The following is a 14914-nucleotide window of genomic DNA, read 5'->3' on the forward strand; positions in this document are numbered from 1 at the left end:
ACAAGAACGGGACAAGCAGCATGATCTATGTGATCGCCACCACGCCGATGAAGCCGGAGAATCGCGACGACTTCATCAAGGGCCACAAGGCCTGCACGGTCGAGACCCGCAAGGAGAAGGGTTGCATCTCCTACGACGGCAATGTCAGCGTCAACGATCCCAACCTCTATGTGGTGGTCGAGCGCTGGGAGAGCCGCGAGGATCTCAACGCCCATGCCAGGGCGCCCCACATGAAGGTATGGCGCGAATATTCCGCGCAGATGAAGACCGGGCCGACGGTGATCGAGATCATCAGCGACGCCAAGGTCGAGAAGCTCTGAGGCATCGATGATCCGCGCAACCAAGGTTCTGGGACAGCATCGCTGGACTGAAGCGGCGGCCGATACCGTCGTGCTCGATTTCGACGACCGGCACCGGCGGCGGATGGCGATGACCGGCACGCGCGGGCTCGAATTCCTGCTCGATCTCGAGAACGCCGTCGCATTGCGCGGCGGCGATGCGCTGGTGCTGGAGGACGGCCGCCTTGTCGAGGTGGTCGCGGCTCCGGAGCCGCTCGCGGAAATCCGCGGCAGCGATCCGCATCATTTGATCCGGGTCGCCTGGCATCTCGGCAACCGCCACCTGCCGACGCAGATCATGCCGAAAGGCCTACGCATCCGCCGCGATCACGTGATCGAGGCGATGGTCAAGGGGCTCGGCGCCCGTGTCATCGAGATCGAGGCGCCGTTCGATCCCGAGGGCGGCGCCTATGCCGAGCATGCGCACGCCGATGAGCACGCGCATGGTCATACCGGGCACGATCACGCTCACGGCCATGCGCACGATCATGGTCACCACCACGGGGATGGTCACCATCACGATGGTGGACATCAACATGACCACGCGCATGACCACGACCACCACCATCATGATGAGCATTGCGATCATGCTCATCATCACCACGACCACTCCCATGCTCATGACCGCAAATGAGTCTGATCCCGCCGCGGTGCGCGGCGGGATCACGGAGGATGAGGCAGCCGCGCTGTACCGGCTGATGACCTGGCTATCGCCGTCCTTTCCGGTGGGGGCGTTCGCCTATTCCAGCGGCATCGAATGGGCGGTCGAGGCCGGCGACATCACCGACGCCGCCTCGCTGCGTGGCTGGCTCGCGGCGATGCTCGCTGACGGCAGCGGATTTTGCGACGCCGTATTCCTGGCGCAAAGCCATCGCGCGGCGTCGGAGCACAACCAGAGTGGGTTGAAGGAGATCGCCGAGCTCGCCGCGGCCTTCGTGCCGTCGCGCGAACGGCAGCTCGAGACTACGACGCAGGGACGCGCCTTCATCGAGATCGCCCGCGCGGCCTGGAATTCACCCGGCCTCGACGCGATGATTGCGGCCTGCGACGGCGCGATCGTCTATCCGGTCGCGGTCGGCATCGTCAGCGCCGCGCATGGTATTCCGCTCGCGCCGTCGCTGCACGCCTTCCTGCACGCCGTCGTTTCCAACTGGATTTCTGCAGGCAGCCGGCTGATCCCGCTGGGGCAGACCGACAGCCAGCGCGTGCTGGCCGATCTCGAGCCGGTCGTCGCCGCGACCGCGACGCGGGCCGGCGCCGCCTCGCTCGACGATCTCGGCAGCGCGACCTTTCGGGCCGATCTCGCCGGCCTGCGTCACGAGACGCAATATACTAGGTTGTTTCGGTCATGAGGCACCCTCCGCTGTCGTCCCGGCGAAAGCCGGGACCCATAACCACCGGCCTTCGTGGTTATGCAAGTCTGCGGCCCCAGCTTCGCGCAACAACTCAATTCGGTGGTAATGGGTCCCGGCCTGCGCCGGGACGACGATAACAGAGAGAGAGCTTCTCACATGCCCACTTCTCATGGCCCGTTGCGGGTCGGCGTCGGTGGTCCGGTCGGCTCCGGCAAGACCGCGCTGATGGACTTGCTCTGCAAGTCGATGCGCGAGCGCTACGACATCGCTGCGATCACCAACGACATCTACACCAAATGGGACGCCGAGTTTCTGGTGCGCTCCGGCTCGCTGACGCCGGACCGCATCGCCGGTGTCGAGACCGGCGGCTGCCCGCACACCGCGATCCGCGAGGACGCCTCGATGAACCTCGCCGCGGTCGCCGACATGCGGGCCAAATTTCCCGATCTCGACCTTGTGCTGATCGAATCCGGCGGCGACAATCTGGCGGCGACCTTCTCCCCGGAATTGGCCGATCTCACGATCTACGTCATCGACGTTGCCGCCGGCGACAAGATCCCCTCCAAGGGCGGCCCCGGCATCACGCGATCCGACCTCCTCGTGATCAACAAGATCGACCTCGCGCCCCATGTCGGTGCGTCGCTTGAGAAGATGGACACCGACGCCCGGCGGATGCGCGGCGAGCGGCCCTTCGTGATGACCAATCTGAAGAAGAGCGACGGCCTCGACCGCATCATCAGCTTCATCGAGACCAAGGGCGGCCTTCGGTCGCAGGCCACGGGCAAGGCGGCCAAGGCACGTACGAAGGCGGGCTGACAAGGCAGGCCAGGCGTTAATCATTGTGGCGAACCGCTAATGTCCTTCACCGTCACCCTGAGGTGCTCGCGTAGCGAGCCTCGAAGGGTCGACGGCCACCAGCCGGGCCGTTCATCCTTCGAGACGCGCTGCGCGCTCCTCAGGATGACGGCGAGGCAGTGGTCCGGCGCACGTCCGCCGCAAAAAAGCTGCGCAATCGCCGGAACAATTTCCAACTTTGACGATTAGCAACCTTTGGCGCCGCCAAAGAACGCCGGGTGGCGTCGTCGTTAATGTTGCCGACCGGCTCCTGTTGCGTACCGATGATCGCTATTCCATATTCCTTTGCGGTTGGCGCCGTTCGCACCCTGAGTTATCGCCGCCCCCGCAGAAGCCAGATGCTTTCCGTCCCCTTTCGCCACCCCCTGATTGCCGAGTAAGCGTGTGGTTCGACTGGGCTTCATCGTTGCCTTGATTGCACTGATCGGAGTTCTGCTCTCCGGTCTTGCCGCCTATCGGGTGCACGATCAGGAACTCGCGATCGACGGTATCGCGCTGGCGCGGGCGATCGACGTCCATGCCAGCCTGGTGCAGGACCGCCTGACTGAGCGCGAGCTGCTGGCGCGGGTGGCCTCGGGACTGTTCCGAACCCCGTCGATGGTGAAGGCCAACATGCTGCAGCCGCTGCGCTCGGCGATCTACGCCTTCAAGACCGATTTCGTGTTCGCCGCCTGGATCGCGCGGCTCAAGCCGGACGAACTGGCCGCGGCGGAGGCCGAGCTCAAGGCCAATGGCTTCACCAATCCGACGATCCGGGATTTCGACGACCAGGCGCTCGACCTCAAGGCGCTCGACAAGCCGATTAACGTGCTGATGGACGTCGAGCCGCGCAATCCCGAAACCCTGAGCATCCCGGGCCGCGCCTTCGACCGTCATTCGGTGGTCGGTCCGATGCTGGCGCGAGCGATGACAGACGCCAAGCCGGTGGCCTCGGATCCGGTGCCGCTGCTGCGGCAGAACGGCCCGGTCGGCGTCGTGCTCGCCGCGCCGGTGTTCCAGGAGGGCGCATCCGAGCCGGCCGGCTTCATCACCTTTTCCTACGAGTTGTCGTCGCTGATGCTGACCAACGACGATTCCTCGCTGTTCGCGGTGGCGCTGAAGGATCCGCGCGATTCCAACGACGAGTTCACCGCCAACGAGCAGGGCATCGTCACCTCGCGCGCGGTGCGCCAGGACGGCCCGATGCCGTCGATGGTCCGCACGGTCACGTTCGGCGGCCGCGACTGGTCGCTCGACTATTACGCCAAGAGCAACGCCACGGTGCGTGCGCAGCAGACCGCGACCATCGTCGCGGCGATCGGCCTCGCGCTCACCGGCATCGTCTGCGGCCTGTTCGGCTATGTCGCCTACAACAATCTGCGCCTCAGCCGCGAGATCGAGGTCCGGATCGGTTTCGAGCGCCGGCTGACTGCGGTGATCGACGAGCTCAACCATCGGGTCAAGAACATCCTTGCGGTGATCCAGTCGATCGTGACCCGCACGCTGCGCCACGGCGCCGATATCGACGTCGCGCGCGAACTGTTGATCGGGCGCATCCATGCGATGTCGAACGTCGTCACGCTGCTCAGCGAGAGCCAGTGGCAGGGCGTCAAGCTGAAGGGCCTGTTCGAATCGCGCTCGATCCCGCATGCCGACCGGATCGCGGTGAACGGACCCGACATCACGGTGAGCGCGCGCGCCGCTCAATCGCTGTCGCTGTTGTTCTTCGAACTCGCCTCGCACTCTGACGAAGGGCTGTCGCTGGTCGGCAAGCATCCGCACATCGTCGCCAATTGGGAGGTGGTCGGCGACGGCGAGGACGGGGTCTTCAATTTCCGCTGGGAGGAGTTCAATACCAGCCAGGCGACGCGGCGGGCCGACAGCGACTTCGGCCTGATCCTGCTCGACCGTGTCGCGCCGGAGGCGCTCGGCGGCACCGCGAAGCGCTACTTCACCGACGTCTCCTATGTCTACGAGCTGACCGCGCCGATGGACACCGTGGTCGACATGACTGAGCGCGACCGCACCGAGCAGATCTCCGCGCCGGTGCGCCCGGTGAAGAAATAGGACAGATATACAGCCGCTTCAGGTTGTGCGGATCGATCGTCGCCCGGTTTGATCGAAATCATGTTGGCGCGAAGCGCCGGCATCATTCGTGACCGGTGCCGGCCATCCGTAATAACCCGCAACCGATTGTTAAAACTTCGTTGACCATGCTTCGGCATATACCGGGCAGGATATCGTCTGAGGACCCCGATGAGGCTTTGGGTCAGCCTGACCTTGCTCGTGGCAGTTTTGCCGGTAGGGCTGTCGCTTGCCCTGACCCCGGCGACGGCGCCCGGCGACCCTGCGACAATTCGTGCCAGCTATCGCCGGCCGGAGGTCGTTCCCTTCCCGAGTAGCAATCCCTATTCGGAGGCCAAATCCGCGCTTGGGCAGATGCTGTTCTTCGATCCGCTGCTGTCGCGGTCGAAGACGCACTCTTGCGCGAGCTGCCACAGGCCAAGCCTGTCCTGGGGCGACGGCCTGCCGCGCGCCATCGGTGAGGACCCGAAAGGCCTGCCGATCCGCTCGCCGACGCTGATCGACGTGGCCTTCTTCGAGCCCCTCGGATGGGACGGCAAGTTCAAGGATCTCGAATCCGTGGCATTCGGCCCGATCCTGTCTCCCATGAACCTGAATATGACGGAGCCGGAATTGATCGCGCGCCTTGCGGCGATCCCTGGTTATGTCGATGCGTTCGGCCGCGCGTTCGGCGACGGCGCGATCACGCGGCCGAGGATCGAGCAGTCGCTGGCGACCTTCGAGCGCTCGATCATTGCAGGCGAGGCGCCGTTCGACCGTTGGATCAAGGGCGACAATAACGCGATCGGCGCATCGGCCCAGCACGGCTTTGAGCTGTTCAACGGCAAGGCGCGTTGCTCGGCCTGCCACAGCGGCCCGTCCTTCTCCGACGGATCGTTTCAGGATATCGGCACCGCCAAGGGGCATGACATCGGGCGCGGCCGTTTCTTTCCGACGTCGGCGAAGCTGAAATATGCGTTCAAGACCCCGACCTTGCGCGACGTCGCGCGCCGCGCGCCCTACATGCACGACGGATCGGTCGCGACGCTGGAAGATGTCATCGAGCTGTACAACAAGGGCGGAATCGAACGGCCGAGCCGGTCGCCCGACATCAAGCCGCTGTCGCTGACGGCAGCCGAGAAGAAGGATCTCATCGCCTTTCTTGAAACGCTGACCGCCACCAATCCACCGGTGCCCGGGGTGCCCAAGCTGCCGCGATGACCGCGGCGGGGCTGTTGAGAGCAAGCTTCGTTCAGGCCAGGTGCGGCAGCGCTGCCCCCAGGAGGCCAAGTCCGACGATCAGGAAGGCACCCGCGCAGGTCTCCAGCGTCTCCACGCGCGAAGGATACGATTTGGTCACGTAGGCGAGGGCCGAGCCCACCCCGATACTCACGACACTCAACACTCCGAACATTGTACCGGCCTCCCGAACCGATTTGTCCGGATTTCACTACGACAGTTGAATTGAACTCCCGTGCCGGAATTAGCTAAAATTTGAGGGAACCGGCTGTAAAGACTGTACAAAGGGACGGACTGGGCTGGTCCGTCGCAATTAACCACAATGCAACCAGCGGCTGTCTGGGGCAGGCGCAAAGTTTAAAATTTGATATAAGTTAAACAAGTCTTTAAGCGTGTGTGTGGGCGGTTGGTTCAATGTTTAGTGGACGGGCGCGAGATGCCGGATCGGCTGTGCGCTCCTTTTCTGCCACGTGCCTTGCAGCGGTTCTGTTTTGTGTCGTAGCCGCGCGCAGTGCCGAGGCGCATGTCAAATGGTTCTGTGCCTACGACGTCGCCGGCCAGCCGCGCGGACTCGAGAATGTCCTTTGCCTCGACTTTGAACTGCTGCTCGGCATCGCCGTCTTCTGGCTGTTTGCGGGCTGCGTGATCGAGCCGACGTCGCTGGGAGATGCGACGATCCGGGTGCTCGACCGCGTCACCGCGGGATTGCGGCTGCACACCGAGTTGATGATGCGCGCGGTCTGCGCGTTCTTCTTCATCTCGATCTGGGCGGTCGGCGGCATCCTGCTGACCCCCGAGTTGAAGACGTCGTCACCGCTGGTCGGCGCGCTGCAACTCGGCATCGCCGCCGGCATGCTGTCGCGACGCACGATGCCACTGTCGGCCGCCGGGATGGCGATCCTGTTCGGAATTGGCGTCCACGGCTACGGCGTCTTCCATCTTGCCGATTATCCGATCTTTCTCGGCGTTGCCGCCTATTTCGCGCTGGTCGGGCTGAACAAGGATCTGTTCGGAATCCGGCCGATCGACGTGATGCGGTACGCCGCGGCAGTGACGTTGATGTGGGCCTCGGTCGAGAAATGGGCCTATCCGGAGTGGAGCTTTCCGCTCCTGATCGAGCATACCTCGATGACCCTCGGCTTCGACAATGAGTTCTACATGCGCGCCGCGGGTATGGTGGAATTCACGCTCGCCTTTGCCTTGATCTGGACGCCGTTGATCCGGCGCTGCGCCGCCGCCGTGCTCGCCGGGATGTTCATCAGCGCGTGCTTCGAATTTGGCAAGATCGACACGATCGGACATTCGGCGATCATCGCCGTCCTGTTTGCGATCGTCGCCGACAACAAGGTCCTGCAACGCGATCGTCGCCCGGCGTGGCTCGCCCCGGTCGCGCTCTGTGCCGCGCTGTCTCTGACGCTGTTCGTCTACTATTTCGGCCATGCCGCGATCTTCAAGACCTCGGTTCTGTAAGATCGTCGCGGTTCGAGCCCGGCTATTTGGCGACGTGGACGGCGAGCTTCATCTTCGGATGAATGCCGCACAACACGGTGTAGTCGCCGGGTACCGAAAAGGTGACGTCGAATTTGCTGCCCGGCTGCTGGTCGCCGGAGTCGAAGCTGAACGCCTCGGTGCTCAAATAAGCGTGATGCAACAGCTCGCCGTCATCGTTAACGAACCGTAAAACCTCGCCCCGCTTGATCGAGATTTCCGCGGGTTTGAATTCACGATCCTTCTGCGAAATGACGTACGGGGCTGCACCCAAAGCGGCTCCGGTGAGCACTCCCGTGACAATCGCGGCCACAAATGGCACACGGCCGAACTGGCCGAGGCGCAAGCCGCGCAACAAGCCTGACTGCATGAGACCCCCGCCTGAACCTCGACCACCGGATACCGCTACCCAAGGCTGCAAAAGTCGCCTCAGGGATTACCTGTGAGGGTGATTATCGCCAGCTGATCTTAACGATTTCAGCATGAGTTCCAGTCACTACTAAGGCAATTTTGAGCAGACAGTCATTTTCCGCAAGCGCTGCGCGTTTCTGCGTAGCTTGAGTACCGAGCACTACGGCGAAACGCGGGCATGGATAGCCTCTTGGGCAATCTCAAGGTGAAGAGCAGTGCGGCGCTTCGGTACGCAACCGGCCGCCTGTCGCGCTTTGCGCTGACGACGGGCTCGATCCGCGCCCAGATTCTGATCTTTTGCCTTGCGATGAGCGCCATTGCGGTCGCGCTCGGCGGATACTCGATCCTCGGCATCCGCCACGCCGGCGATCTGGTGGCCAAGACGTTCGACGAATCCCTGATGTCGATCAACTACGCCCGCGCGGCCGGCGCGGATTTCGCCGCGATGCGGGTCGCCTCGTCGCAGCGTCTGATGACGTCGGATCCGGAGATCCGTGCGAGCCTCGACAACCAGATCGAGAAGCTCGCCAGGACGCTCTCGGAAGACCTGACGATCGCCGCCGATCGGTCGCAGTCCTCGCGGGCTGCGCAGACCGCCGCCAAGGTTCAGGAAGCCGCCGACGCCTGGATGGAGCTGCATCGCCGCGCGGTCGGCTCGTCGCTGGAGGGAAACCCGGCGTCCGATCCGCATGCATCGGGCACGTCGGTCGGCGACGTCGATCGCTATTCCAAGATCGTCGGCCAGCAAGTCGAGCTGCTGGTCAACTATACGGCTGGCGACGGCTTCCTGTTTCGGCAGAAGGCGCTCTCGACCATCAAGCGGGACCTGCAGCTCAACGTGGCCGGGCTGACCGTCGCGCTGTTTCTGTCGGCGCTGTTTTCATGGTTGCTGGCGCGCCGCATCATCGGACCCGTCGCCATTGCATCCCGAGCCGCACGCAGCATCGCCGGCGGCGACCTCGACGCGACCGTCCCCAAGGGCGGCACCGACGAACTGGGCGTCCTCCTGACCGCCATGGAAACGATGCGCGACAACATCAGGCGGATGGTCGATCAGGAGGTGTCGCAACGCCGCTCCGCGCAGGCGCGGCTTTCGGATGCGCTTGAAACGTCCCGTGAAGGCGTCGTGCTGCTCGATGCCGATGGCCAGATCGCGCTGGCCAACTCGCGCGCGAGTGAATTCATCCGTCTGTCGCCGCAGCTGCTGCAATCGGATCGACTGGAGGCGCCCGAGCTCGCTCCGACCGAAGGTGACATCGACGGATTCGCGAGCGAAGCGCAGCTTTCCGACGGACGCTGGCTACGCGTCAGCCGGAGCGAGACGCAAGAGGGCGGCGTCGTCCTCGTCTACAGCGACATCTCCGCGCTGAAGCAGCAGAAGGCAGAGCTGCATGAAACCAATCTGCGACTCGATGCGGCGCTCACGCACATGTCGCAAGGTTTGTGCCTCTACAACAGCGAGGCGCGGCTGCAGGTCGCCAATCGCCGGTTCTGCGAGATCTTCGATATTTCGCCGGAGCTCGTCGTTCCCGGCATGACCATGGAGGACGTGCTCGACCTCAGCATCGCCGCCGGCAATCATGGCGACCGCACCGTCGCCGATCTGCTGGCCGAGCGCGAGCGATCGATGGCCCAGCAGGAGGGCGGCAACTATCTGCAGCATCTCAGCGATGGACGGATCATCGCCATCGCGCAACGGCCGACCTCCGACGGCGGCTGGCTCGTCACCTGCGAGGACGTCACCGAGCAACAACGCGCCGAGTCGCAGATCGCGTTCATGGCCCGCCACGATGCCCTGACCAAGCTGCCGAACCGTACGCTGCTGGCCGAACGGATCGAGCTGGCGGTTGCTCAGGTCGGCCGTGGACTTGGCTTCGCCGTGTTCTGCCTCGACCTCGACAATTTCAAGCAGGTCAACGACACGCTCGGACATCCGGTCGGCGACGAACTGCTCTGTGCGGTAGCGGACCGGCTCAACGCCTGCGTCCGTGAGGTCGACACCGTCGCGCGTTTGGGCGGCGACGAGTTCGCGGTCATTCAATGCGGCGTCCAGGGCGGAGACGAGGCCGAGCGCCTCGCTCGCCGCATCGTCGAATGCGTCGGCGCCCCGTACGAACTGAACGGGCATCGCGTCATCGTCGGATGCAGCGTAGGCATCTCGATGGCGCCGGGCGACGGCACCACGGGCGAGAAGCTTCAGAAGAACGCCGACGTCGCGCTGTACCGCGCCAAGATGGAGGGACGCGGGACCTGGCGATTCTTCGAGCCTGCGATGGACGCCAGCCTGCAGCGGCGCCGGGCGCTCGAGCTCGACCTTCGCGAGGCGATGGCCAAGGACGAGTTCTCGCTGTTCTACCAGCCGCTTTACGATCTCAATCTCGACCGCATCTGCGGCTTCGAGGCGCTGCTGCGCTGGCATCACCCGAAGCGTGGACTGGTGCCGCCCGACCAGTTCATCCCGATCGCGGAAGAGATCGGGCTGATCTGCCCGCTGGGAGAATGGGTGCTCAATCGTGCCTGCGAGCAGGCCGTCACCTGGCCCAGCGAGATGAAGCTCGCGGTCAACGTCTCGGCGGTCCAGTTTCGCGATCCCGACTTCATCGACGTTGTTGTCAACGCGCTCGCGGCATCAAAATTGTCGCCGCGCCGGCTGGAGCTCGAAATCACCGAATCCGTCTTCCTGGCCAACAGCAACGAGACCCTTGCCACGCTGCACAAGCTGAAGGCGCAGGGGCTGCGAATTGCGCTGGACGATTTCGGCACCGGCTATTCATCGCTGAGCTATCTGCGAAGTTTTCCCTTCGACAAGCTCAAGATCGACAAATCCTTCGTGCGCGACGCGACGGCGACGCATGGATCGAAGTCGATCGTCCGCGCCGTCATCAGTCTCGGCAAAAGCCTTGGCATGACGACGATCGCCGAGGGCATCGAGACCGTCGAGCAGCTGAACCACATGCGGGCGGAAGGTTGCAACGAGGCCCAGGGCTTCCTGTTCAGCCATCCGGTCCCGGTGACCGAAATCGCCGCCAAGATCCTCGAGTTGAGAAATGGCTTCAAGCCGCCCGCCGTCCAGAAGGCGATGGCGAGCTAACGCTGCGAAGACGGGGCGCCTGACGGTCGCGCGAACGTGACCTCGTTGTCTCCCAATAAAAAAGGCGGCCCGATCAGGACCGCCTTTTCGTATTCAGGTCTGTCGTGCTCAGCCGCCATTGCCGCCGATCACGGCGCGCACAGTGTTGTCGGGGCCGAAATCCTCGGCGCTATCGACATAGAGCAGGGCACTCAGCTTCGATCGCGCGCGGTTGACGCGGCTCTTGATGGTGCCGACCGCGCAGCCGCAGATCGCCGCGGCATCTTCGTAGGAGAAGCCGGAGGCGCCGACCAGGATCAGTGCCTCGCGCTGGTCCTGCGGCAGCTTTTCGAGTGCGGTGCGGAATTCCTCGAACTCCAGGTGGGCGGTCTGCGACGGCTGGCTCTTCAGCGTCTTGGCATAGTTGCCCTCGGCATCCTCCACCTCGCGCCGCCGCTTCCGGTAGTCGGAGCGAAACAGGTTGCGCAGGATGGTGAACAGCCACGCGGGCAGGTTCGAGCCAGGCTGGAACGAGTCGATATTGGCGATCGCGCGCAGCAGGGTCTCCTGCACCAGATCGTCGGCGCGGTCACCATTACCGGACAGCGAGATCGCGAACGCGCGCAGGCTCGGGACCGACGCAAGAATGTCGTCGCGAAGTTCATTCGTGAGAGGCATTAGTCCCCTCCATTGTTCTTGTCGGTATCACCACCCCCGGCGACGGCCGCCGCGGCAGCCTCGGGTCCGTCGAGTTTGCGGATCAGCTCCGCAAAGCGGTCGGGCACCCCCTGTCGCACCACGTCGTCGTACATGGCGCGAAGCTGGTGGCCGATTCTCGATTGAATCTCGGCGTTGAGACCGCCCTGCTTCTTTACTTCCTTCATGATGTGATCCACGCTTCCCCGGGAGTTAAGTCTCTGATTTCCAAGATGTTTCCTCGAAATAAGAGGCTGGCCGCGTTGCCTCGTCGGTCAGGAGCTAATGCAAAGTTGCGCAGAAAGTTCCGGAAGGCTGGAACTATTTCGTGGAACTTTTTCGTCGTTCGCGCGTAATCGGGGATGCAGGGGAACCGGGGGGTGCATCGAAATGGATGCGTGCCCCCGGACAACGGGTTTCAGGCCGGCAGGCCTCACGAACAAGATGGAGTGGGAATGTCCCGATCGCAGATCGTTGCCGAACACCTTCCGCTGCTGCGCCGCTATGCCCGCGCACTGACCGGAAACCAGGCGTCGGGGGACGCCTATGTCGGGGCCATGCTCGAGGCCCTGTTGCAGGATGGATCGTTGCTGGACCAAGCGCACGGCCCGCGCGCCGGGCTGTTTCGGCTGTTCACCCAGATCTGGAATTCGGTGTCGGTGAATAACAATGACAATGCCGACGTGGCGACGCTGTCGCTGCCGCCGGAGCGCCGGCTTTCCAACATTACGCCGCTGCCCCGCCAGGCCTTCCTGCTGCTGTCGCTTGAGGGATTTTCGGAGGAGGAGGTCGGCTACATTCTCGGCACCGACATCGCCGAAACGCGCAAGCTGACCGATGCCGCCGGCCGCGAGATGGCGGCCGAGATCGCCACCGACGTCCTGATCATCGAGGACGAGACCTTCATCGCCATGGACCTCGAGAGCCTGGTGAAGAATCTCGGCCACAATGTCATAGGCGTTGCCCGCACCCATTCGGACGCGGTGGCGCTCGCCAAGAACAAGAAGCCCGGCCTGATTCTCGCCGACATCCAGCTCGCCGACGGCTCGTCGGGCCTCGATGCGGTGAACGAGTTGCTGCGGACCTTCGAGGTGCCGGTGGTGTTCATCACCGCCTATCCCGAACGCTTCCTGACCGGCGAGCGGCCGGAGCCGGCATTCCTGATCTCGAAGCCGTTCCAGCCGGCGATGGTGTCGGCGGTGGCGAGCCAGGCGCTGTTCTTCCAGCGCAACTCGCGCAACCGCACGCCGAGTGCGGCGTCGGCCTAAAGTTCTGAAGGTAAGCTGGTCGACTGATCCGGCGCATCGCAAGGTGCGCCGGATTTTTCCAGGGGGGCCTGCTATTTCGGTGTGACGCGGACCGGCATCGTGCTGAGCGCCCGCAGGCCTGAGCTGTCGCGGAAGGCTGTGGGGCCCGCAATGTCGAACTGCTTCACGTTGGCCGCGAGCGCTGCGATCACGGCCTCAGCCTCCAGCCGCGCCACCATCTGCCCGACGCAGCCGTGGATGCCGACGCCGAACCCCATGTGCCCGGACAGTCGCCGTCTGACGTCGAACTGGTCGGCATGCTCCCAGCGCGTCTCGTCGCGGTTGGCGGAGGCGACCAGCAGCAGCACCTTCTCGTGCTTGCCGATCCCAACGCCTGCGATCTCGGTGTCATGCGGCGTGGTGCGGAACACGAACGGCGCCGGTGAATCGAAGCGCAGCGTCTCGTCGAACGCCGCGCGCGACAGCGACGGATCGGCCGCGAGCAGCGCCCATTGATCGGGATGGCGCGCGAGCGTGTACAGCGCCATGCCGATCGCGCTGATCGTGGTGTCGAGCCCGGCCGAGAGCAGCGAACGCACCAGCAGCGGCGCTTCCTCCGCGCTGATCTCGCCGGCGTCGGCCGCCTCGTAGACCTGCGCGCCAAAGCTACCCGGCCGCAGCGCCTCGCGCTGACAGCGCGCCGCGACCCAGGGCAGCACGCGCGGCGCCTCTTTCATCAGGGTGCGAAAATAGTCGTTCTCCGGCCCGAAGCCGGCGAACACCATCGCGCCATAGGTCAGGAAATTCTCGCGGCCCTCCTGGTCGATGCCGAGCGCGTCGGGAAACACGCTGACCGGAAACACCTCCGCGATATCCTTGATCGCGTCGAACGATCCGCGCGCGATGAGCCCATCGACCAAGGTGGCAGCCTTTGCCTTGAAATCGTCGGCGAGCCGGCGCATCGCGCCGGGCGAGAGGATTCGCGCCAGCACCGCACTGTGCAGCGGCGGATCGGCTTCCAGCACGATGCTCGGCGGCCGCCACGGCTTTTCCTTGAAGTGGTTGGCAAGCCCGGCGCCGCCGGCGTTGCTGAAGTTGGCGTGGTTTCCGAAGATCGTCTTGACCTCGGCAAAGCGCGGCACCGCCCAGATATCGTATTTGGTGAGGCGAATGACCGGTGCCGCGGCACGCAGCTCCGCGTAGGTGCCGTCGGGATCGGCCCGCGTCGCAGGGCTGAACGGATCGAAATCGCTGCGAATAATTTCGCCGGCGAGGGGGCTCGCAAGGGCGCTCATTGCGTCCTCCCGTCTTATGGTCATTTAATTGACCATAGTCAATTAACTCGGATATAGCAAGGGGAGCCTCGTTTCGATTCCATCGGAACGGAAAAGGCTCTAGGAGACGGCGATGTCGATCGAGGAGCGATCCAGCAAAGGCGGGCGGCGCTTTCAGCGCCGGGCACGGCAGGAGGCGGACAAGGATGCGTTGAAGGCGCTGATCCTCGAGACCGCGCGAAAGGAATTCGCCGCCGGCACGCTCGAGACCGTCTCGATCCAGAAGATCGCCGACGCGATCGGCTACTCCAAGGGCACCGTCCTCAAATATTATCCGACCAAGCTGCTGCTGCTGCTTGCGGTGAAGCAGCAGAACCTCGAGGCGGTGGCCGAACAGCTCGAACGGGTCCGCGCGCAGACCGCCGACAGCGATCTCAGGCTGCGGCGTGTGATGGAAACCTATCTCGACTATTGGGCCGACAATCCCGATCACTTCCGTTCGCTGTTCTCGATGTCGGGCACGGTCGAGGACCGCCGCTTTCCCGACGGCGTCTATTTCGGCGAGACCGAGATCGCGCGCCGCAGCTACGAGCTGTTCGTCACGTCAGTGCGCGAATTCCTGGCGGCACATGGCGCCGAACCGGCGTCGGGCCTGCCGCAGCGGCTGGCGACTGCGCTGCTTGCGGCCGCGCATGGCGTGGTCGCACTCACGCTCGGTACGCCCACCATGAAACTGCCCGACATGCGCGGCACCGGCCGCCTGCTGATCGCGAGCCTGATCGACGCCTGGGCGAGCAAGCTTGCCGCGGCACGGAAAAGCGAGGGCTGGCCGCGGATCACGATCGGCACCTTCGCCTGACCAAGTGGGATCGGAAGGGACGCGCCGGATTATTGCGCC

The 14914-nt window shown here is 64.1% G+C and carries 15 protein-coding genes; 10 read left to right on the forward strand and 5 right to left on the reverse strand.

Annotated features, from left to right (window positions below; all coding sequences use genetic code 11):
• Nucleotides 1-20: 20 nt before the first annotated feature.
• The 6 genes from HAP48_RS19885 to HAP48_RS19910 all read left to right on the forward strand — a co-directional run bounded on the left by HAP48_RS19885 (nucleotide 21) and on the right by HAP48_RS19910 (nucleotide 5812).
• Nucleotides 21-320: a putative quinol monooxygenase gene (locus tag HAP48_RS19885; RefSeq protein WP_029077737.1), complete on the forward strand. Its 300-nt coding sequence runs from the start codon at nucleotides 21-23 to the stop codon at nucleotides 318-320.
• 7 nt (nucleotides 321-327) lie between these two features.
• On the forward strand, nucleotides 328-972 hold the full coding sequence (ureE, locus tag HAP48_RS19890) for an urease accessory protein UreE (RefSeq protein ID WP_166211014.1): 645 nt from the start codon (nucleotides 328-330) through the stop codon (nucleotides 970-972).
• Nucleotides 953-1690: an urease accessory protein UreF gene (locus HAP48_RS19895; protein WP_166216204.1), complete on the forward strand. Its 738-nt coding sequence runs from the start codon at nucleotides 953-955 to the stop codon at nucleotides 1688-1690. The genes ureE and HAP48_RS19895 overlap by 20 nt, the downstream gene beginning before the upstream one ends.
• Before the next feature lie 159 nt (nucleotides 1691-1849).
• Nucleotides 1850-2509: an urease accessory protein UreG gene (gene ureG, locus HAP48_RS19900; protein ID WP_166211009.1), complete on the forward strand. Its 660-nt coding sequence runs from the start codon at nucleotides 1850-1852 to the stop codon at nucleotides 2507-2509.
• Nucleotides 2510-2932: 423 nt separating this feature from the next.
• Entirely contained in the window at nucleotides 2933-4594 is a 1662-nt protein-coding gene (locus HAP48_RS19905) for a CHASE domain-containing protein (protein WP_166211006.1), read from the forward strand.
• A 189-nt stretch (nucleotides 4595-4783) separates the two neighbouring features.
• On the forward strand, nucleotides 4784-5812 hold the full coding sequence (locus tag HAP48_RS19910; protein WP_166211003.1) for a cytochrome-c peroxidase: 1029 nt from the start codon (nucleotides 4784-4786) through the stop codon (nucleotides 5810-5812).
• Between the two features lie 31 nt (nucleotides 5813-5843).
• On the opposite strand, the gene HAP48_RS19915 is transcribed toward HAP48_RS19910, so the two are convergent.
• Nucleotides 5844-6005 carry a hypothetical protein gene (locus tag HAP48_RS19915; protein WP_166211000.1) on the reverse strand — a complete coding sequence of 54 codons (162 nt, stop codon included), beginning with the start codon at nucleotides 6003-6005 and terminating at the stop codon, nucleotides 5844-5846.
• 311 nt (nucleotides 6006-6316) lie between these two features.
• Here HAP48_RS19915 and HAP48_RS19920 point away from each other — a divergent pair, with 311 nt between their 5' ends.
• Nucleotides 6317-7300, forward strand: coding sequence for a hypothetical protein (locus HAP48_RS19920; RefSeq protein WP_166216201.1), 984 nt, complete (start codon nucleotides 6317-6319; stop codon nucleotides 7298-7300).
• A 22-nt stretch (nucleotides 7301-7322) separates the two neighbouring features.
• Here HAP48_RS19920 and HAP48_RS19925 read toward each other — a convergent pair whose 3' ends face one another.
• Entirely contained in the window at nucleotides 7323-7688 is a 366-nt protein-coding gene (locus HAP48_RS19925) for a methylamine utilization protein (protein ID WP_166210997.1), read from the reverse strand.
• 219 nt (nucleotides 7689-7907) lie between these two features.
• Between HAP48_RS19925 and HAP48_RS19930 the strand changes: the two genes are divergently transcribed.
• Nucleotides 7908-10820: an EAL domain-containing protein gene (locus tag HAP48_RS19930; protein ID WP_166210994.1), complete on the forward strand. Its 2913-nt coding sequence runs from the start codon at nucleotides 7908-7910 to the stop codon at nucleotides 10818-10820.
• Nucleotides 10821-10928: 108 nt separating this feature from the next.
• Here the strand turns inward: HAP48_RS19930 and HAP48_RS19935 are convergent, their stop codons facing one another.
• Entirely contained in the window at nucleotides 10929-11477 is a 549-nt protein-coding gene (locus tag HAP48_RS19935) for a sigma-70 family RNA polymerase sigma factor (protein ID WP_029077729.1), read from the reverse strand.
• On the reverse strand, nucleotides 11477-11683 hold the full coding sequence (locus HAP48_RS19940) for a NepR family anti-sigma factor (RefSeq protein ID WP_029077728.1): 207 nt from the start codon (nucleotides 11681-11683) through the stop codon (nucleotides 11477-11479). Before HAP48_RS19940 ends, HAP48_RS19935 begins: the two co-directional genes overlap by 1 nt.
• A gap of 267 nt (nucleotides 11684-11950) precedes the next feature.
• On the opposite strand from HAP48_RS19940, the gene HAP48_RS19945 reads away from it, so the two are divergent.
• Nucleotides 11951-12763, forward strand: coding sequence for a response regulator (locus HAP48_RS19945; protein ID WP_166210991.1), 813 nt, complete (start codon nucleotides 11951-11953; stop codon nucleotides 12761-12763).
• A gap of 71 nt (nucleotides 12764-12834) precedes the next feature.
• Here the strand turns inward: HAP48_RS19945 and HAP48_RS19950 are convergent, their stop codons facing one another.
• The gene (locus HAP48_RS19950; RefSeq protein ID WP_166210988.1) at nucleotides 12835-14037 is read right to left on the reverse strand and encodes a cytochrome P450; all 1203 of its coding nucleotides are present in this window, start codon (nucleotides 14035-14037) and stop codon (nucleotides 12835-12837) included.
• Nucleotides 14038-14149: 112 nt separating this feature from the next.
• On the opposite strand from HAP48_RS19950, the gene HAP48_RS19955 reads away from it, so the two are divergent.
• Nucleotides 14150-14875, forward strand: coding sequence for a TetR/AcrR family transcriptional regulator (locus HAP48_RS19955; protein WP_166210985.1), 726 nt, complete (start codon nucleotides 14150-14152; stop codon nucleotides 14873-14875).
• Nucleotides 14876-14914: the final 39 nt, after the last annotated feature.

This window comes from Bradyrhizobium septentrionale, from assembly GCF_011516645.4.
Taxonomy (GTDB): Bacteria; Pseudomonadota; Alphaproteobacteria; order Rhizobiales; family Xanthobacteraceae; genus Bradyrhizobium; species Bradyrhizobium septentrionale.

What these genes read in the sequence shown, in the direction of transcription:
- HAP48_RS19885 (WP_029077737.1), top strand. Translation starts at nt 21, where the DNA reads ATGATCTATGTGATCGCCACCACGCCGATGAAGCCGGAGAATCGCGAC.
- ureE (WP_166211014.1), top strand. Translation starts at nt 328, where the DNA reads ATGATCCGCGCAACCAAGGTTCTGGGACAGCATCGCTGGACTGAAGCG.
- HAP48_RS19895 (WP_166216204.1), top strand. Translation starts at nt 953, where the DNA reads ATGCTCATGACCGCAAATGAGTCTGATCCCGCCGCGGTGCGCGGCGGG.
- ureG (WP_166211009.1), top strand. Translation starts at nt 1,850, where the DNA reads ATGCCCACTTCTCATGGCCCGTTGCGGGTCGGCGTCGGTGGTCCGGTC.
- HAP48_RS19910 (WP_166211003.1), top strand. Translation starts at nt 4,784, where the DNA reads ATGAGGCTTTGGGTCAGCCTGACCTTGCTCGTGGCAGTTTTGCCGGTA.
- HAP48_RS19915 (WP_166211000.1), bottom strand. Translation starts at nt 6,005, where the DNA reads ATGTTCGGAGTGTTGAGTGTCGTGAGTATCGGGGTGGGCTCGGCCCTC.
- HAP48_RS19925 (WP_166210997.1), bottom strand. Translation starts at nt 7,688, where the DNA reads ATGCAGTCAGGCTTGTTGCGCGGCTTGCGCCTCGGCCAGTTCGGCCGT.
- HAP48_RS19930 (WP_166210994.1), top strand. Translation starts at nt 7,908, where the DNA reads ATGGATAGCCTCTTGGGCAATCTCAAGGTGAAGAGCAGTGCGGCGCTT.
- HAP48_RS19935 (WP_029077729.1), bottom strand. Translation starts at nt 11,477, where the DNA reads ATGCCTCTCACGAATGAACTTCGCGACGACATTCTTGCGTCGGTCCCG.
- HAP48_RS19940 (WP_029077728.1), bottom strand. Translation starts at nt 11,683, where the DNA reads ATGAAGGAAGTAAAGAAGCAGGGCGGTCTCAACGCCGAGATTCAATCG.
- HAP48_RS19945 (WP_166210991.1), top strand. Translation starts at nt 11,951, where the DNA reads ATGTCCCGATCGCAGATCGTTGCCGAACACCTTCCGCTGCTGCGCCGC.
- HAP48_RS19950 (WP_166210988.1), bottom strand. Translation starts at nt 14,037, where the DNA reads ATGAGCGCCCTTGCGAGCCCCCTCGCCGGCGAAATTATTCGCAGCGAT.
- HAP48_RS19955 (WP_166210985.1), top strand. Translation starts at nt 14,150, where the DNA reads ATGTCGATCGAGGAGCGATCCAGCAAAGGCGGGCGGCGCTTTCAGCGC.